Genomic DNA, 18,166 nt, shown 5'->3' on the forward strand with positions numbered 1-18,166 from the left:
AACTGCAAGATCGCCGCCGAGGGGCGGGGGCGGCGCCTAACCCGCCCCCCGGGGGGGCAGGGGGTTATGCGGGGGCGGGGGCGGGGGCGGGGCGTAGTCGGATGGAGCGGCCGAGACGGGCGGCGAGCACGGCCGCGACGGCGATGAAGACCGGCAGCAGCAGGAACGCGCGGTGCGGGCCCACGCCGTCGGCGACGGCGCCGAGCAGCACGGGCGCGATCCCGAAGCCGACCGCCATCGAGTACGACGAGTAGCCGGCGGCGCGGTCCGCCTGGTCACCGGCGACGGCGAGCGCGATCGAGATCGCCAGCGGGTAGTGCATCGCGTTGCCGAACCCGACGATCACCAGGCCGGTGACGGCGAGCCAGCCCGCGGTGGCGGCCCAGAAGACCGCGAACCCGACGGTGCTCACCGCGAGCGCGCCGAGCAGCAGCGGGATCGGCGCGACCCGGAGCGCGATCCGGCCGCCGACGACCCGGCCGAGGAACATCCCGGCGACGATCGAGGCGACCGTCGCGGACGCCGCGCCGGGGGTCATCCCGGCGTGCGAGCGGAGCACGTCGGCGGTCCAGAGCGACAGGCAGACCTCGATGGAGCCGGTCACGCCCATCAGCGCCCAGGCGATCCAGTACGACCGGGGCAGCCGCCCGGGCCGGGTCTCGGCGGCGGCGGGCACGGCGGGCGCGCCCTGCGGCACGCGGATCCGGAACGCGACCGCGGCCAGCGCGACGAGCGCGATCAGGCCGGCCTGGACGGCCAGCGCCGGCCGCCACCCGGTCCCGGCGTCGACGGAGAGCCCGATGACGATCGGGGCGAGCACGCCCATGCCCGCGCAGGCGGCGTTGGCCTCGCTGATCGCGGCGGACGACGCGGCGCCGTGGTGCTCGGCGAGCGCGACGTTGACGCTGCTGACCAGGATGATGCCGAACGTCGACAGCACGACCACGGCCGTGAGGGTGGCGGCGATCGGTCGGAGCAGGCAGAGGGCCAGGACGCCGCCGGCGACGCCGGCGAGGGCGAGCCAGAGGGTACGGGCGCGGCCGATCCGGGCGGTCAGCCGGGCGAAGCTGAATCCGCCGATCAGCGCGCCGACGGCGAGCGCGGTGCTGTGCAGGCTGGCCACGGCGGCGGTGGTCTGCTGCTCGTCGCGCAGCAGCGGCACGACCGGCCCGAAGCCGTAGAGGAAGAAGCCCCACACCCCCAGCTGCGCGTAGATCAACCAGGTCAGCCGGTCATGTACGAGGCGGGGCACTGTCCTGACGCTACAAGCGTTCGGTCCCGACCCCGCCCCGCTGAGACGGAACTAACGGCGCGCAGCGTGGGCGCTCGGGTTGTCTGCGCCGAACAGGGGTCGTCGTGCGCCCGGCGGTAGCCCGGTCCGTTCGGCGAGGCCCCCGGCGCGACGAGCGGGGCGGAGGACGCGATATAGACGATCTTGCGTGTCCATAGTGGTGTGAACTCGTAGTACGTTCGGTCACTAGCACGTGTCGATTCGGCCCACACCGGGGCGTACGTACAGGACGTTGTTCCCATCCGCTGAGCGGATCCTGGGCGCAGCGCCGATCGGCAGCATGTGTGCCTGTAACTCAGATCACACCGAAGGGTTGCGGATGGTGGATCGGGATCAGCGGCATTGGGACGGTCCGGAGTCGGCGCGCTACGGGAGCCGCGGCTGGGACGTCGGACCGCCGCGCCAGGCGACGCCGGAGTGGCCGCCGCGGAGCGACGCGTACCGGCCGGAGGAGTCGCGGGACGGCGGTTACCGGCCGGACGGCCCCGGGGCCGGTCCGGACCCGTACCGGCCGATCGGCGCAGGCTACGACGGCCGGCCGAGCCGCTACGGCGACCAGCCCGCCCCGCCGCCCGGCGCCCGGCCCGCCTGGGGACGGCGCCGCCTCGACGCCAGCCCGTGGCACTGGCTGCTGTTCGTCCCGGTGATCGTGCCGCTGATGGTGCCGCTCTACAACCGGATCGAGCCGACCCTGGGCGGCATTCCCTTCTACTACTGGGGGCAGTTGTCCTTCGCGCTGCTGGCGTCGGCCGTGATCAGCGTCGTCCACCTGGCGACGAAGGACCGGTGACCGATGGGCGACCTCGCGGACAACCAGGTGCAGCTCTGGATCTTCATCTTCTTCTTCGGGCTGGTCGCCATCATGGGCTTCGCGGCCGCCCGATGGCGCCGGCCGGACAACATCCACACCCTTGAGGAGTGGGGGCTCGGCGGCCGCGCGTTCGGCAGCTGGGTCACGTTCTTCCTGCTCAGCGGCGATGTATACACCGCCTACACGTTTGTCGCGGTGCCGACGCTGGTGTACGGGGTCGGCGCCGCGGGGTTCTTCCCCGTGCCGTTCCTGGTGATCGTGTACCCCATGCTCTTCGTCGTGCTGAGCCGCTTCTGGTCGGTCTCGCACGTGCACGGCTTCGTCACGCCCGCCGAGTTCGTGCGCGCCCGCTTCGGTTCGCGGGCGCTGGCCGTCGGCGTCGCGGTCACCTGCGTCGTGGCGACGATGCCGTACATCGCGTTGCAGCTCATCGGCGTGCAGGCGGTCTTCAGGGTGATGGGCCTGCCCGGCGGCTGGCCGCTCACCGCGGCATTCCTCGTGCTGGCGCTCTACACGTTCAACTCGGGCCTGCGCGGCCCGGCGCTGATCTCGATCGTCAAGGACGTCCTGGTGCTGTGGGCGGTGCTCGCGGCGCTGCTCGCGGTGGCCGGCAGGTCGGGTGGCTGGGAGAACGTCTTCGAGGCGGCCAGCCAGAAGTACGCGTCCAGCGGGAGCACCACCGACGGCCTGTTGCTGGGCCTCGACAGCCAGCTCAACTACGTCACGCTGGCGCTGGGCTCGGCGGTGGCGCTGTTCCTCTACCCGCACACGCTGACCGCCGCGTTGGCGGCGCGGAACCGCGCGACGCTGCGCCGCAACCTCGCCGCCATGCCGCTCTACACGCTGTGCCTCGGCGCGCTGATGCTGACCGGGTTCGCCGCGATCTTCGACCGCGTGGAGCCGGTGGGCGGTGACCCGAACACCGTCGTTCCGAACTGGTTCAACACCTCGCTGCCGGACTGGACCGCCGGGCTGGCGTTCGCGGCGATCGGGGTGGGCGCCATGGTGCCCGCGGCCATCATGTCGATCGCCGCCGCGAACCTGTTCACCCGCAACATCTACCGCGAGTTCATCCGACCGCACGCGTCCGAGCGGGAGGAGACGATGGTGAGCAAGACGGCGTCGCTGGCCGTCAAGTTCGGGGCGGTGCTGGTCATCGTCGCGCTGAACACGCAGTTCGCCATCGACCTGCAGCTCATCGGCGGTGTGCTGATCATGCAGACGCTGCCGGCGGTGGCGCTGGGCCTCTACACCAACTGGTTCCACCGGACCGCGCTGATGTCCGGACTGCTCACCGGGCTGGTCGTCGGTATCCTGATGCTCTACCAGATCCCCCGCTACGGCGCCGACGGCGCCGTGCTGCGCCCGCACTTCGGCGGTTCGGCGTGGCCGCTCAGCAACCTCGGGCTGGACACCAAGAGCTCGATCTACGTGGGGATCGTCGCCCTGTCGGTCAACCTGATCGTCACTGCGGCGCTCACGCCGGTGCTACGCCGCGCCGGGGTGCCGGACGGTCGGGACATCACCGACGAACGCGACTACGTGGCCGACGAGGGCGACCCGCGGGTCAAGCGGATGACCGAGATCGTCGACGGCACCCCCGCCGAGGAGACGCTCCCCCAACCCGCGGCCGTCCCCACCCACCGCCGCTGAACCCGTAACTAGCGGACGCTGCGGGCGAAGGCGCGGGCGGCCCAGACCACGGCCAGGGCGGCGAGCATCACCGTGATGAGTAGGCCCTGCCAGACGGCGTCGTTGCCGACGTCGCCGGCGAAGAGGGCGCGGGTGCCGTCGACCGCCCACGAGAAGGGGTTCCAGTCGGCGACGCGCCGCAGCCACGCCGGCGCGAACGCCAGCGGCAGCAGGATGCCGGAGAGCAGCAGCACCGGCTGGGCCACGGTGTTCATCAGCGGCGCCAGCGCGTCCTCGCTCTTGACCAGCAGCGCGACGCCGTACGAGACGGCCGAGGTCATCAGGGCGATCAGGGCGAGCAGCAGGTACGCGAGCAGCAGGTCGGCGACGTGCACCCGGAGCCCGAACGGCAGCGCCAGCACCGTGATGATCACCGCTTGGACGAGCAGCGAGACGACGTCCCGCATCGAGCGTCCGAGCAGCAGGGCGAGCCGGCTGACCGGGGTGACCCGGGACCGCTCGATGACCCCGGCCCGAAGCTCGGCGATCAGGCCGAAGCCCTGGAACAGACCGCCGAAGATGGCGATCAGGACCAGCAGGCCGGGCACGAAGACGCGGTAGACCTCGGCGTCGCTGGTAGCGCCCATCGGCGCGAGCGCGGGCTTGAGCAGCGGGGCGAAGAGCAGCAGGTACATCACCGGCTGGAAGACGCCGACGAAGATCCAGACGGGGTTCCGGAGCAGCAGCAGGGTCTGCCGCTGGAAGATCAGCCAGGTGTCACGGGCGAGTTTCATCTCGAGTGGTTCCTTTCAGGACTCGCGCAGCGAGCGGCCGGTCTTGGTGAGGAAGACGTCGTCGAGGCTCGGCCGGTGCAGCTCGATCGAGGTCAGGTCGATCGAGGAGCCGTCGAGCGTGCGGAGGATCTGCGGGATCGCGGTGGCGCCCTCGTCGACGAAGAGCCGCAGGCCGCCCTCGTCGAGCGTCTCCAGCTTCGCGACGTACGGCTGGGTGTCGAGCAGCTGCGCGGCGGTGGGCGTGGCGGCGCGGGACAGGCCCACGGTGACGACGTCGCCGGAGATCTCGCGCTTGAGCTCGGCCGGCGTGCCCTCCGCGACGATCCGGCCGTGATCCATGATCGAGATTCGGTCGCAGAGCGCGTCGGCCTCGTCGAGGTAGTGCGTGGTGATGAAGACCGTCATCCCCTCGGCCCGCAACCGGCGGATCTCGTCCCACATGTGGGCGCGGCTCTGCGGGTCCAGCCCCGTCGTCGGCTCGTCCAGGAAGACGATCTTCGGCTCGTGGATGATGCCGAGCGCGATGTCGACCCGGCGGCGCTGGCCACCGGAGTACGTCTTGCACTTGCGGTCGGCGTACTCGGTCAGCTGGAACGCCGCGAGCGCCCGGGCGGCGCGCGCGTGCGCCTCGGCCTTGCCGATGCCGTACATCCGGGCGTGCAGCACCAGCTCCTCGCGGGCGGTGACCTCGTCCCACGTGCTGCCGCCCTGGGCGACGTAGCCGATCCGCCGGCGCACCTCGGCCGGGTCCTTGCGCAGGTCGGCGCCCGCGACGGTCGCCTCGCCGCCGTCCGGCGCGATGAGGGTGGCGAGCATCCGCAACGTCGTCGTCTTGCCGGCGCCGTTCGGGCCGAGGAAACCGAAGATCTCCCCCGGCTCGACCACCAGGTCCACGCCGCGCACCGCATCCACCGTCTTCGTCTCGCGGCCTTGTCGGGAGCGGAACGACTTCCGCAGCCCCTTCGTCTCGATCATCGAAAGCTCCTGGTCGGCAGGGGCCGGCGCGGACGCCGGCCGCATTCCCCCGGTGCACGCCAAGAGGCGTCACCCCAACGCTCGGGCGTCACGGTAACGCGATATAACGCAAGTAGTCAACCTTGATTATTACTCGTCGCGAACCCCGAATCGATCGGAGTCACGCTGCCACTGCGCCCAGCCCTGGTTCGCGTCGAACTCCGGCGGCAGGTACGGCACCCCGGACTCGATGAGGTCCGCGGTCCGCTCACACCAGGCGATCTCTCCCTCGGTGCGGGCGATGGCGAGATCGAAGAACCAGGCCACGTGGACGGGCTTGGTGCGGTGCAGCCAGTCCGAGTTCAGCGCCGCGCGGCTGCTCTCGTTGGACGCACGCAGGATGTTGGCGCGGTTGCGCAGCGCGGCCGCCGCCTCCTCGCGGGGCATCGCCGGCAGGAAGGAGAAGGCGGCGAAGAACGGATCCGGCGGCGGCCGGTACTCCCACCACTGCTCGCGCAGCAGCGTCTCGAACTCCTCGCTCCCCTTTGGAGTGATCTCGTACGTCGTCCGGGCCGGACGCGCCCCCACCTGCTCCGTGGCGACCTCGCGCAGCAGCCCCTCCTCGGTCAGCTTGCGCAGCGCGTGGTAGATCGAGCCGGGCGCGACGTTCGCCCACTTGTCGGCGCTCCAGCTCAGCAGCTCGCGGCGCACGTCGTAGCCGTGCACCGGCTGCATCCACCGCACCAGACCGAGAATCATCATCCGAGTGGCTGACACGAGCCAAGCGTAATAGGCAAAATTGACTAACAACCGGCAGATTCCGCGGCCGGCACGCCGGCAGTGGAACATCCCACACTTAGCGCCGGTTAAGGCGATCAAGTCGGCCGATAGACTCCCCGTGAGGTACACCGAGCAAAGCCAAAGGCTGCGGGAGCAGGACCACTCGCGAGCAAAAGGAGAACATGGCCGTGCGCAAGGTTCTCATCGCCAACCGGGGCGAGATCGCCGTACGCGTCATCCGGGCCTGCCGGGACGCCGGCCTGGCGAGCGTGGCCGTCTACGCCGACTCCGACCGCGACGCGCTGCACGCGACGCTGGCCGACGAGGCGTACGCGCTGGGCGGCGAGACCGCGGCCGAGACGTACCTGCGGATCGACAAGCTGCTCGACGTCGCCGCCAGGTCCGGGGCGGACGCGGTGCACCCCGGCTACGGCTTCCTCTCCGAGAACGCCGACTTCGCGGCCGCCGTGATCGACGCCGGGCTGACCTGGGTCGGCCCGACCCCGCAGGCGATCCGGGACCTGGGCGACAAGGTCACCGCCCGGCACATCGCGCAGCGCGCCGGCGCCCCGCTGGTGCCCGGCACGCCGGACCCGGTCGCCGGCCCGGACGAGGTGATCGCGTTCGCGGAGGCGCACGGCCTGCCCGTCGCGATCAAGGCGGCCTTCGGCGGCGGCGGGCGCGGCCTCAAGGTCGCACGCACCCTGGACGAGATCCCGGAGCTGTTCGAGTCGGCGACCCGCGAGGCGGTGGCGGCGTTCGGACGCGGCGAGTGCTTCGTCGAGCGGTACCTGGACCAGCCGCGGCACGTCGAGGCGCAGGTCCTCGCCGACCACCACGGCAACGTGATCGTGGTCGGCACCCGCGACTGCTCGCTGCAGCGTCGGCACCAGAAGCTCGTCGAGGAGGCGCCGGCCCCGTTCCTCACGCCGGAGCAGCGGGCGGAGATCCACGAGTCCGCGAAGGCGATCTGCCGGGAGGCCGGCTACCACGGCGCGGGCACCGTGGAGTACCTGGTGGGTCGGGACGGGACGATCTCGTTCCTGGAGGTCAACACGCGGCTGCAGGTCGAGCACCCGGTGACCGAGGAGACGGCCGGCATCGACCTGGTCCGCGAGCAGTTCCGGATCGCCGCGGGCGACAAGCTGCGCTTCTCCGCCGACCCGACGCCACGCGGCCACTCCATCGAGTTCCGGATCAACGGCGAGGACCCGGGGCGCAACTTCCTTCCCGCCCCCGGCACCGTCACGGCGCTGCGGCTGCCCACCGGACCGGGCGTCCGGGTCGACACCGGCATCTCGGCCGGCGACGTCATCGGCGGCAACTTCGACTCGCTGCTCGCCAAGGTGATCATCACCGGCGAGACGCGGGCTGAGGCGATCGAACGGGCACGGCGGGCGCTGGACGAGATGATCGTGGACGGGATGGCCACCGCGCTGCCCTTCCACCGGCTGATCGTGCGCGACCCGGCGTTCACCACCGAGCCGTTCAGCGTGCACACCCGGTGGATCGAGACCGAGTTCGACAACACGGTCCCGCCGTTCACCGCCGCCGCCGGCAGCACGGAGACCGCGCAGGAGCGCGAGACCGTCGTGGTCGAGGTGGGCGGCAAGCGCCTGGAGGTGAGCCTCCCCGCCGGCTTCGGCGCGGGTACGGCGACCGCCGCGGCCGGCACCGGCGCCCGCAAGCCGGCCCGCCGCGGCTCCGCGTCCAAGGCGGGCGGCGCCGCCAGCAGCGACGCGCTCACCTCCCCCATGCAGGGCACCATCGTCAAGATCGCCGTCGCCGAGGGTGACCAGGTCCAGGAGGGCGACCTCGTGGTCGTCCTGGAGGCGATGAAGATGGAGCAGCCCCTCAACGCGCACAAGGCCGGCGTGGTCACCGCCCTCTCGGCCGAGGTGGGCGCCGTCGTCACCGCCGGCGCCGCCATCTGCACCATCGCCTGATCGCGGTGATCAGGGGACAGCTCCCGCGTGTCGTCGGCGCGCCGCGTGCCGTACCCCCTGATCACCGGTGATCAGCGGGCACCTGACGCGGGCCCTTCCCGCCGCGGCGGCATGATGGCCCGGTGCGTTTTCTTTCCGGCGCGGCACCCGCGCACGACCTGACCTACAGCGACGTCTTCATGGCCCCGGCCCGCTCCGAGCTGGGCTCCCGGCTCGACGTGGAGCTCGCCACCTCCGACGGGACCGGCACGACGATCCCGCTGGTCGTGTCGAACATGACCGCGGTCGCCGGCCGCCGGATGGCCGAGACGGTCGCGCGGCGCGGCGCGATCGCCGTCATCCCTCAGGACATCCCGTTCGAGGTCGTCGCCGACGTCGTCGCCTGGGTGAAGCGACGTCACCTCGTGCACGACACCCCGATCACCCTGGGCCCGACCGACACCGTCGGCGAGGCGATCAACCTGCTGCCCAAGCGCGCGCACGGCGCGGTCGTGGTCGTCGACGACGCCGGCCGCCCGCTCGGCGTGGTGACCGAGGCGGACTGCGTCGGCGTCGACCGCTTCGCCCAACTGCGGCACGTGATGTCCAGCGAACTGCTCACCGTGCCGGCCGACGCCGACCCGCGCAGCGGTTTCGAGCGGCTCGCCGAGGGGCGGCACCGGCTCGCGCCGGTGGTCGACGCGGACGGCCGGCTGGTCGGGGTGCTCACCCGGCAGGGCGCGCTGCGGGCCACGCTCTACCGGCCCGCCACGGACGACCGCGGACGGCTGCGGATCGCGGCCGCGATCGGCATCAACGGCGACGTGGCCGGCAAGGCCGCCGCGCTGCTGGACGCCGGCGTGGACACGCTGGTCGTGGACACCGCCCACGGCCACCAGGAACGGATGATCTCGGCGCTGCGCGCGGTGCGCGCACTGGGACCGGCGGTTCCGGTGGCGGCCGGCAACGTGGTCACCGCCGAGGGGGTACGGGATCTCGTGGAGGCCGGCGCCGACATCGTGAAGGTCGGGGTCGGACCGGGCGCGATGTGCACGACGCGGATGATGACCGGCGTCGGTCGACCGCAGTTCTCCGCGGTGCTCGACTGCGCGGCCGCCGCGCGGCGCCTCGGCGCCCACGTCTGGGCGGACGGCGGGGTGCGGCATCCCCGGGACGTGGCGTTGGCGCTCGCCGCCGGGGCGTCGAACGTGATGATCGGCTCCTGGTTCGCCGGGACGTACGAGTCGCCGGGCGATCTCTACACGGACGCCGACGGGCGACGCTACAAGGAGAGCTTCGGGATGGCGTCGGCGCGGGCGGTCAGCGCGCGCACCGCCGAGGACAGCGCCTTCGATCGGGCCCGCAAGGCGGTCTTCGAGGAGGGGATCTCGTCGGCGCGGATGTACCTCGACCCGGCGCGCCCGGGCGTGGAGGACCTGATCGACGAGATCATCGCCGGGGTGCGCAGCGCCTGCACGTACGCGGGCGCGGCGACGCTGTCGGAGTTCCACGAACGCGCGGTCGTCGGGGTGCAGAGCTCCGCCGGCTACGCCGAGGGGATGCCACTGCCGACCAGCTGGTGACCCGCCCGCGGCGTGTTGGTCGAGAAGCGGGCGGCGCCCCCCTTGATCGACGCGGGAGAGTAACGTGACGATCGATCGAGGTCGAATGCCCGGGGGGAGACGTCGATGGGACCGGCGGTCGAGGTTCATGAGCTGGTCAAGCGGTATCCGAAGCGCGACGTCAACGCGGTCGACGGGCTGAGCTTCGCCGTCGAGACCGGGGAGGTCTTCGGGCTGCTCGGCCCGAACGGCGCCGGCAAGACCACCACGGTGGGGATCCTGACCACGATGGTGCGGGCCACCAGCGGAGGGGCGTACGTCGGCGGCGTCGACGTGCTGCGCGATCCGGTACGCGCGCGGGCGCGCTTCGCCGTCGTACCGCAGCGCAGCAACCTCGACCGGTCGCTCACGCCGCGCCAGAACCTGACCTTCCACGCCGCGTACCACGGTTACTCCCGCGCGGAGCGCAACGCCCGGGCGGCGACGCTGCTCGACGAGTTCGGGCTGATCGGGCAGGCGGACACCAAGGTGGACTTCTACTCCGGCGGGATGGCGCAGCGGCTGATGATCGCGCGCTCGCTGATGCACGAGCCGCAGGTGCTCTTCCTCGACGAGCCGACCACCGGGCTCGACCCGCAGGCCCGGCTCTTCGTCTGGGAACGCCTGCGCGAGCTGCGCGGCCGCGGCGTCACGATCATGCTGACCACGCACGACATGGACGAGGCGGCCCAGTTGGCCGACCGGGTGGGGATCGTCGACCACGGGCGGCTGCTGGCGCTGGACACGCCGCCCGCGCTCGTCCGCCGGCTCACCGGGCAGACCGTCCTCGACCTCACCGTCGTCGCCGGCGCCGGGGACGACACGGAGAAGCTGCTCGCCGCGCTGACCGAGCTTCCGGGGGTCGAACGCGGCGAGCAGGTGTCCGCGGCAGCCGGCGGGGCCGGGCCGGCCGACGGTGCGACCCTGCTCCGGCTCTACGTCACCGGCGAGCCGGCGGCCCTGCTCGCCCCGGTCGCCGGCGTGCTGGCCGGGCGCTCGGCCAGCCTCACCGACGTGCACTTCGGCGAGCCGAGCCTGGAGGACGTGTTCATCGATCTGACCGGAAGGGCGCTGCGATGACCACCGTGACCGATGCGACCACCACGGCGGCGGTCGCCGGGCCGCCGCTGCGGGCCTCCGCCCGGCGCGCGTTTCTGGCGATCCTGTGGCGCGACATCTTCGTCACCGGCAAGGAGTTCTGGGTCCTGCTCGTGCAGGTGGCGCTGACGCCGGTGTTCACGCTGTTCATCTTCGCCAAGGTGCTCGGCAGCCTGAACTATGTCAGCGCGGACTTCGGCGATTTGCTGCTGCCCGGCATCGTCGCGCTCGCCGCGTTCCTGACCGCGCTGCAGAGCGTGGCGTTTCCGCTGGTGATGGAGTTCGGCTGGACCAAGGAGATCGAGGACCGGCTGCTCGCGCCGATCGCGACCGACCTGGTGGCGGTGGAGAAGATGCTGATAGCGACCCTGCGCGGGCTGCTCGCCGCCGTCGTCATGTTCCCGATCGGCGCGCTGGTGCTCGGCGCCGCGCCGTGGCGGGGCGCCGGCTTCCCGCTGCTGGTCGCCGTGCTGGTGCTCGGCGCGTGGGTCGGGGCCGGCATCGGCATGACGGTCGGCACCGCCGTGCCACCCGCGAAGATCAGCATCATGTTCGGGTTGATCTTCACTCCGCTGATGTTCACGGGGGCCACGCAGTACCCGCTGACCCAGCTGCACGACCTGCGGTGGTTCCAGGTGGTCAGCGCGATGAACCCGTTGACGTACTGCTCGGAGGGGGTGCGGGCCGCGCTGGTGCCGCACATCCCGCACGTACGGCCGTGGATCTCGGTCGCCGCGCTCGCCGGTTTCGCCGCGATCTTCACGCTCACCGCGATCCTCGGCTTCCGCCGCCGCGCCCTCAGCTGACGCCTCGCGCGCCGCGCATGATCCGCGTGATCAGGGGTGCGCGCGTACGGCACGCCGGCGACACGCGGGAACTGGTCCCTGATCACGGGGATCATGAAGGGTGCGGGCCGTCGGCACGGGACCTGCCGACGGCCCGCTGGCGTGCCGCGCCCGGATGGCACGAAGGCCGGCCCGGGGGCGCGCCGCGTCAACCGTACGCTGGTTTGAGCGGAAACGGCGGCATTGGCGGTGTGTTGTCGCCCAACCGGGGGGCGACGGTCGAGGTCAGTCCTGATCGTGGAGCATCAGCTGGCGCGCCGCCTCGGTGATCGACCCGGAGAGCGACGGGTAGATCGTGATCGTGTGGGCGAGTTGGTCCACCGTGAGGTGGTTCTCGACCGCCATGGTGATCGGCAGGATCAGCTCGCTGGCGTTCGGCGCCACGACGACGCCGCCGATCACCTGGCCGCTCAGCGGACGGCAGAAGAGCTTGACGAAGCCGTCCTCCAGTCCCGCCATCTTGGCGCGGGCGTTGCCGGCCAGCGGGAGCATGACCTGCCGGGCGAGCGTCGGCTGGGCGTCGACCTCGTTCTGCGAGACGCCGACGGTGGCCAGCTCGGGGTCGGTGAAGACGTTCGCGGCGACGGTACTCAGCCGCAGCGGCGCGACCGCCTCGCCGAGCGCGTGCCACACGGCGATCCGGCCCTGCATCGCCGCCACGCTGGCCAGCGGCAGCACCCCGGTGCAGTCACCGGCGGCGTAGATGCCCGGCACGTTGGTGCGGGAGACCCGGTCGACGGTGATGTACCCGCCGGGCGCGACCCCGACGCCGTACTCGGTGAGCCCCAGGTTCGCGGTGTTCGGCACCGCGCCGACCGCCATCAACGCGTGCGAGCCGGTCACCGTACGCCCGCCGGCGAGCTCGACCTCGACGCCGTCGCCCGTGCGCCGGACCGCGTTGGCCCGGGAGTTGTTGAGGATGGTCATGCCGCGGGCCCGGAAGACCTGCTCGATCGCCATGGCCGCGTCTGCGTCCTCGTGCGGCATGACGCGGTCACGGCTGGAGACCAGCGTCACCGCGACCCCCATCGCCAGGTACGCGCTGGCGAACTCCGCGCCGGTCACGCCGGAGCCGATGACGATCAGGTGCTCGGGCAGCTCGGCCAGGTCGTAGACCTGCCGCCAGGTCAGGATCCGCTCGCCGTCCGGCACCGCGCTCGGCAGCACCCGGGGCGTCGCACCGGTGGCGAGCAGCACCATGGTGGCGTCCACCGCGTACTCGGCGTCACCGTGGGACGGGGTGACGATCACCCGGTGGGTGTGACCGAGCGTGTCGTCCCCCAGCCGCGCCGTGCCGTGCACGTAGTTGACGCCGGCCTTGACCAACTTTGCGTGAATGTCGCTGGACTGGGCCAACGCCAGCCGCTTGACCCGGCCGTGCACGGCCGGCGCGTCCACGGTGACCGCCTCCAGGCCGCCCGAGTGCACCCCGAACTCCTCGGTGTCCCGGTAGCCGGTGACGACGTCGGAGCTGGCGATGAAGGTCTTCGACGGCACACAGTCGGAGAGCACGCAGGCGCCCCCGGCGCCCTCGGCCTCGACGACGGTGACGTCGGCGTCCAGCTGGGCGGCGACGAGCGCGGCCTCATACCCGGCCGGTCCACCACCGATGATCACGATACGGCTCACTGCGAATTTCTCCCCCACCTGGGCGTTTCGGCTCGTGCGGACGGGCGGCGGAGCGGCGGCGTGCGAAGGCTCCGTTGCGCGACACGCACCGTCGTATTCTCCACTACCGGCCGGCCGGGCTATCGTCATCGCCGTGCGTCATTACGCCGCGTACGGCTCAAATCTCGATCCCGCCCGGATGCGTGCCTACTGTCCGCATTCGCCGATGGTGGGCACCGGCTGGCTGGAAGGCTGGCGGCTCACGTTCGCCGGGGAGGAGGCGCTCGGTTGGGAGGGCTCGGTCACCACGATCGTCGAGTCCCCCGGCGATCGCGTCTTCGTGGCGCTCTACGACGTGCACCCGTGGGACGCCGCCCAGCTCGACGAGGTCGAGGGGGTGACGGCCGGCACGTACCAGAAGCTGCACCTGCGGGTCGCCACCCTGGACGGCGAGGTGACGGCGTGGGTCTACGTCTTCACCGGCTACGAGGGGGGCCTGCCGACGGCGTGGTACCTCTCGGAGATCGCCAACGCGGCGGAGAAGGCGGGCGCGCCGGACGACTACGTCGCGCGGCTGCGCGCGCGTCCCACCCGCACGTCCGCGCCGTAGCGCGGCGCGGCTACCCCGCGACTGGGCGGTGCCGCGCCGCCGCTCAATTACGCCTGCGGACGCCGCCGGTCAGGTGCGCGCGCACGCCGGGGTCGGTGCCGACCGCAGGCCCGCCACCGCGCAGTTCAGCAGCCCGACCAGCTCGGCGCGCTCGGTGGGCTCCAGCGCAGCGAATGCGCTCCCGGTGATCCGGTCGGTGACCGCTTCGGCCCAGAGCCGCCGCCGGATCAGCGGCCCGGCCGGCGGATAGGGCGGCTGCCAGCCGAAGGCGACGGCGCCGGCCTCGCCCTCGGGCCCGGCCAGGATCGCCTCCAGCGGGGTGAGGCCGCTGGCCCGGACGGCCAGCAGGTGCGCGGCCCCGCGGTACTCGCGGAGCTGGTGCAGCAACGCCGCCGCCTGCGCGCCGGGCGCGTCGTCCGGCTCCCCCAGCGCCCGCCACGCCGCGAACAGCGGCATCCCGGCCGGGTCGGCGGCCCGGACGACCCGGCGCAGCAGCTCGACCAGCCGGGCGACGCGGGGAAATCCGTCGAGGTGTTCGGCGCCCCAGCGGCAGCACTCGTCGAGGGTGGTGGTGGCGACCTCGATGGGCGGGGTGACCTGTCGGGCCGCGTCCCAGCCGTCGGCGACCGCCTCCGGCGCGATGAAGCCGAGCGCGGCCGCCACGGTCTCCGCGGGCACGTCGCCGAGCGCCCCGCCCCGACCCGCCACGTAGAACGCCCAGCCGGAGAGCCCCATCCGGCGCGCGCGGCGCAGCGTCTGCGGGGCCTCGCTGAACGCGCCGCCCAGCTCCAGCAGCCCGGGCTTGGCGGCGCTGGCGCCCTGCTCTGGCGTCATCCCTGTGATTCTGCCTTCCGGCCGCGATTTCGCACAGCGCCGCCATCGGCGTCGAGCGATTCCAGCGCCGCCTGCACCTCGCCGGCGCGACGGCGCGCCGCCGCGGCGTCCCGCTCGGCCGTCTTGCGGGCGAGCTTCCGCCGGCCGAGCTCCTCCTCGGCGGCCGACCGCCGGCGCCGTAGCTCGGCGAGCTGCTCGTCGAGCTCGGCCAGCGCGGCGGCGCCGTCCTGTTCGGCCGCCGCGGCGCGCTCCAGCTCCGTCTCGGCCCGCTTGGCCTCGGTACGCGCGGCCGCCAGCTCCCTGTCGAGCGCCCGCCGCTGCGCCGCGCGCGCCGCCTCGGCGGCCTTGGCGTCCCGTTCGGCCTTCGCGGCACGCTCCCGCTCGGCCGGTGTCGTCGGCGGCGGCCCGGGGGCCTGCTCCTCGCGGCCGCCGGTCACCAACCGCAGGCGTGGCCGCGGCACCTCACCGAACCCGGCGTACGTCACCGCGCGCACCAGCCGACCGGACTGCACCTGCGCGGCGATCTCCTCGTCGGAGAGCGCCGCCGTCAACGTCGCCTCGACCTCCGCGAGCGGGAGCTTCGCCCCGGCGATGCGGGGGCCGGCCTCGCGGGCGAGGGTCCGTGCCTCGTTGACCAGCCCGGTCACGGCGGCGCGCCGCTGCGCGGAGAGCTCCCGCAGCTGCTCGCCGCGCAGCTCGCGCTGCGCCGCCCGCAGTGCCGCGGAAAGTTCGACCAGCTCGGCCACGAGTTCGGGGCGGCGCAGCGCGAGCAGGTTGACCAGCCAGGCCGAGACGGTCGGCTTGCGCAGCTTCGCGATCTCCCGCGCCCTCCGGGCGTCGCCGTCCTTCCGGGCGGCGGCCACCGCCTCGTCCCGGGCCGCGACGAATCCGCCCGGCGGCGCGGCGTAGAGCCGCTCGACGACGTCCCGCGGGATGTCTGCCATCGTGTCCCGGCGTCAGTCGATGGTGGTGCCGGGAACGAGGCGGGCGTAGTCGCAGCCGGCGAGCTTCGCCATCATGCCGTCCGTGATCGTGTGGCCGGCGTCGCTGAGCACGGCGTCGTGCAGCGCGTACGCCCGCCGGGGCGCGACGGCCCGGACGAACTCCACGGACTCGGCGAGCTTGAGCCACGGCGCGGAGACCGGGACGAAGAGCGTGTCGACCTGCGCGTCGGTCGGCAGATCGAAGGAGTCGCCGGGGTGGTAGAGGCTGTCGTTGACCAGGAACCCGAGGTTCGGCACGCGCGGCACGTCCGGGTGGATCTCGGCGTGCCAGCCGCCGTACGCGCGCACCGTCATGCCGGCCGCCTCGAAGGTCTGTCCAGATTCGACGGAGGTGACCACGCCGGCGAGCGCGTCGAGCTTGGCGGCCACCGACGGGTGCGTGTGGACGGTCACGGTCAGCCGCTTGCCCAGGGCCTCGGCGAGCGCGTCCACGTCCAGGTGGTCGGCGTGCTCGTGGGTGATCAGGACGGCGTCGACCCCGTCCAGGGCGGCCGCCTCGGTGTAGACGCCCGGGTCGATGACGAGCACCCCGCCGTCCGATTCGGCGCGGACGCAGGAGTGGCCGTACTTGGTGAGCCGCATCGTGACCCCCTCGGTCCGGCAGCGTTCCGTCCGGCTGCCAGTTCGTGACGCTACCCGGTCAGTCTGCCGGAAATGGGACGCGCTCGCCGCCGCCTACCCCGTTCCGCGCGGTGATCAAGGAATCGGCGGCTGCCGCCCCCTTGATCAAGGGTCTGGTCAGAACGCGCCGGCGGAGAGGGCCGCCAGGGCGGTGTGGACCATGACGCGGACGCCGTAGCCGATCGAGCGTTCGTCGACGTCGAAGGCGCCCTGGTGGATGTCGACGCGGGTGTCGGAGCCGGGGACGCCGGTGCCGAGCCGGATCATCGCGCCGGGGACCTGATCGAGGTAGAACGCGAAGTCCTCGCCGCCCATGCTGATCTCGGCCTCGACCACGCGGTCCGGGCCGAGCGCCGCGCCGGCCGCCCCCGCGATGATCGCGGAGGCCATCCGGTCGTTGATCACCGGCGGCACGCCGCGGGAGTAGCGAACCTCGGCGGTCGCGCCGGTGCCGGCGACGACGTCCTTGACCAGCTGAGTGATCAGGTCGGGGGCCTCGCGCCAGGCGTCCCGGTTCAACACCCGCAGCGTGCCCTTGACGCTTCCCTCGCCCGGGATCGCGTTGTACGCCTCGCCGGCGTGCACCCGGCCCCAGACCAGCGACACCCCGGCGCGCGGGTCGACCCGGCGGTCGAGCAACGACGGCACGTCGACGATCACCCGGCCGAGGGCGTGCACCAGGTCGGCGGTCAGGTGCGGGCGGGCGGTGTGCCCGCCGCGACCGGTGAGCGTCACCTCGACGGTGTCGGCGGCTGCGGTGAACGGGCCGGAGCGGACCCCGACCAGACCGGCCGGGAGCTGCGGGTAGCAGTGCAGCGCGTAGATCGCGGAGACGTCCTTGAGCCCACCGGCCGCGATCACCTGGGGCGCACCGGAGGGCACCGCCTCCTCGGCCGGCTGGAAGAGCAGTCGGACCCGGCCGGGCAGCTCGCCCTGCTCGGCGAGCTGGGCGAGCGCCAGCCCGACGCCGAGCAGCACGGTGGTGTGCACGTCGTGGCCGCAGGCGTGCGCGACGTTCTCGACGGTCGACCGGTAGGGCACGTCCTTCAGGTCGGGCAGCGGCAGCGCGTCGAGGTCGGCCCGGAGCGCGATGACCCGGTCGCCCTCGCCGATGTCGCAGATCACGCCGTTGCCCTTGGGCAGGAAGCGGGGCGCCAGCCCCGCCACGGCGAGCTCCCGGGCGATCAGGGCGGCGGTCTCGAACTCCTGGTTCGACAGCTCCGGGTGCGCGTGGATGTGACGGCGTACGGCCACAAGCTCGGCGCCGCGGGAGGCGAGCCACCGGTCGAGCTGACCGGGAAGCGGGTCGGCCCCGGGCGGTGTTTCGGGCCAGGACGACGCCAGCTGGCTGTCGGTGGACAGCGTCAACGCACTCGTCACGTCAATTTCTCGATCACTGTGAATGGAACGGGACTCGGACAGCCTAGACCCGGAGTGGTGACGCTGCGCAACCTCGTTCTGGTAGCGGTCGGATCGCGCACTGTCACGAAATCCCTGGTAGGAGCGTCCGGGAACCGGCAGGACGGACTCGCCGACATCGTCGGACGCTGGCATGAGTCCCACACCTCCTACAACGCGTAACGGTCGCGCGAGTCACGTATCCCTGTCGGCACACCCGGACCATCCATGAGGAGTTGCACTTATCCCCAGGCTCTCGGGACGGCGCGGGGCGACCAGCGTGACAGAACGCTCTGACGCCGGCCACCCGGACGTCGGTTCCCCGTCAGTGCCGGGTTCGGCAATTCACGGATCTTCTCC

16 protein-coding genes are annotated in these 18,166 nt (G+C 72.5%); 7 read left to right on the forward strand and 9 right to left on the reverse strand.

Annotated features, from left to right (window positions below; genetic code table 11):
• Positions 1–64: 64 nt before the first annotated feature.
• Entirely contained in the window at positions 65–1,252 is a 1,188-nt protein-coding gene (locus BLW47_RS01800; RefSeq protein WP_091550547.1) for an MFS transporter, read from the reverse strand.
• 358 nt (positions 1,253–1,610) lie between these two features.
• On the opposite strand from BLW47_RS01800, the gene BLW47_RS25860 reads away from it, so the two are divergent.
• The gene (locus tag BLW47_RS25860) at positions 1,611–2,081 is read left to right on the forward strand and encodes a DUF3311 domain-containing protein (protein WP_091550549.1); all 471 of its coding nucleotides are present in this window, start codon (positions 1,611–1,613) and stop codon (positions 2,079–2,081) included.
• A 3-nt stretch (positions 2,082–2,084) separates the two neighbouring features.
• Positions 2,085–3,755, forward strand: coding sequence for a monocarboxylate uptake permease MctP (gene mctP, locus BLW47_RS01810; RefSeq protein WP_091550551.1), 1,671 nt, complete (start codon positions 2,085–2,087; stop codon positions 3,753–3,755).
• An 8-nt stretch (positions 3,756–3,763) separates the two neighbouring features.
• Here the strand turns inward: mctP and BLW47_RS01815 are convergent, their stop codons facing one another.
• The 3 genes from BLW47_RS01815 to BLW47_RS01825 all read right to left on the reverse strand — a co-directional run bounded on the left by BLW47_RS01815 (position 3,764) and on the right by BLW47_RS01825 (position 6,244).
• Positions 3,764–4,528 carry an ABC transporter permease gene (locus BLW47_RS01815; protein WP_091550555.1) on the reverse strand — a complete coding sequence of 255 codons (765 nt, stop codon included), beginning with the start codon at positions 4,526–4,528 and terminating at the stop codon, positions 3,764–3,766.
• A 15-nt stretch (positions 4,529–4,543) separates the two neighbouring features.
• Complete coding sequence (locus BLW47_RS01820; RefSeq protein ID WP_091552359.1) at positions 4,544–5,503, reverse strand: ATP-binding cassette domain-containing protein; 960 nt, start codon at positions 5,501–5,503, stop codon at positions 4,544–4,546.
• 129 nt (positions 5,504–5,632) lie between these two features.
• Positions 5,633–6,244, reverse strand: coding sequence for a PadR family transcriptional regulator (locus tag BLW47_RS01825; protein ID WP_091550558.1), 612 nt, complete (start codon positions 6,242–6,244; stop codon positions 5,633–5,635).
• A gap of 206 nt (positions 6,245–6,450) precedes the next feature.
• Here BLW47_RS01825 and BLW47_RS01830 point away from each other — a divergent pair, with 206 nt between their 5' ends.
• From BLW47_RS01830 to BLW47_RS01845, 4 genes are all read left to right on the forward strand, one after another.
• Positions 6,451–8,208 carry an acetyl/propionyl/methylcrotonyl-CoA carboxylase subunit alpha gene (locus BLW47_RS01830; protein ID WP_091552362.1) on the forward strand — a complete coding sequence of 586 codons (1,758 nt, stop codon included), beginning with the start codon at positions 6,451–6,453 and terminating at the stop codon, positions 8,206–8,208.
• A gap of 122 nt (positions 8,209–8,330) precedes the next feature.
• Positions 8,331–9,770 (forward strand): GuaB1 family IMP dehydrogenase-related protein, encoded by a 1,440-nt coding sequence (locus BLW47_RS01835; protein WP_091550561.1) that lies wholly within the window; start codon positions 8,331–8,333, stop codon positions 9,768–9,770.
• A gap of 105 nt (positions 9,771–9,875) precedes the next feature.
• Positions 9,876–10,868: an ABC transporter ATP-binding protein gene (locus BLW47_RS01840; protein WP_091550563.1), complete on the forward strand. Its 993-nt coding sequence runs from the start codon at positions 9,876–9,878 to the stop codon at positions 10,866–10,868.
• Complete coding sequence (locus BLW47_RS01845; protein ID WP_091550565.1) at positions 10,865–11,692, forward strand: ABC transporter permease; 828 nt, start codon at positions 10,865–10,867, stop codon at positions 11,690–11,692. The genes BLW47_RS01840 and BLW47_RS01845 overlap by 4 nt, the downstream gene beginning before the upstream one ends.
• A 264-nt stretch (positions 11,693–11,956) precedes the next feature.
• Here BLW47_RS01845 and BLW47_RS01850 read toward each other — a convergent pair whose 3' ends face one another.
• The gene (locus BLW47_RS01850) at positions 11,957–13,360 is read right to left on the reverse strand and encodes an NAD(P)H-quinone dehydrogenase (protein WP_091550568.1); all 1,404 of its coding nucleotides are present in this window, start codon (positions 13,358–13,360) and stop codon (positions 11,957–11,959) included.
• 133 nt (positions 13,361–13,493) lie between these two features.
• Here BLW47_RS01850 and BLW47_RS01855 point away from each other — a divergent pair, with 133 nt between their 5' ends.
• Positions 13,494–13,949, forward strand: coding sequence for a gamma-glutamylcyclotransferase (locus tag BLW47_RS01855; RefSeq protein ID WP_091550571.1), 456 nt, complete (start codon positions 13,494–13,496; stop codon positions 13,947–13,949).
• Between the two features lie 69 nt (positions 13,950–14,018).
• Here BLW47_RS01855 and BLW47_RS01860 read toward each other — a convergent pair whose 3' ends face one another.
• From BLW47_RS01860 to BLW47_RS01875, 4 genes are all read right to left on the reverse strand, one after another.
• The gene (locus BLW47_RS01860; protein ID WP_091550574.1) at positions 14,019–14,783 is read right to left on the reverse strand and encodes an SCO6745 family protein; all 765 of its coding nucleotides are present in this window, start codon (positions 14,781–14,783) and stop codon (positions 14,019–14,021) included.
• Positions 14,780–15,727 (reverse strand): coiled-coil domain-containing protein, encoded by a 948-nt coding sequence (locus BLW47_RS01865; RefSeq protein ID WP_091550576.1) that lies wholly within the window; start codon positions 15,725–15,727, stop codon positions 14,780–14,782. Before BLW47_RS01865 ends, BLW47_RS01860 begins: the two co-directional genes overlap by 4 nt.
• A 12-nt stretch (positions 15,728–15,739) precedes the next feature.
• Positions 15,740–16,369, reverse strand: a complete 630-nt coding sequence (locus BLW47_RS01870; RefSeq protein ID WP_091550579.1) for an MBL fold metallo-hydrolase — start codon at positions 16,367–16,369, stop codon at positions 15,740–15,742.
• A gap of 156 nt (positions 16,370–16,525) precedes the next feature.
• Positions 16,526–17,962, reverse strand: coding sequence for an amidohydrolase (locus BLW47_RS01875; protein ID WP_175543467.1), 1,437 nt, complete (start codon positions 17,960–17,962; stop codon positions 16,526–16,528).
• Between the last annotated feature and the right edge of the window lie 204 nt (positions 17,963–18,166).

The sequence above is a fragment of the Micromonospora pattaloongensis genome, from assembly GCF_900107255.1.
GTDB lineage: Bacteria > Actinomycetota > Actinomycetes > Mycobacteriales > Micromonosporaceae > Micromonospora_I > Micromonospora_I pattaloongensis.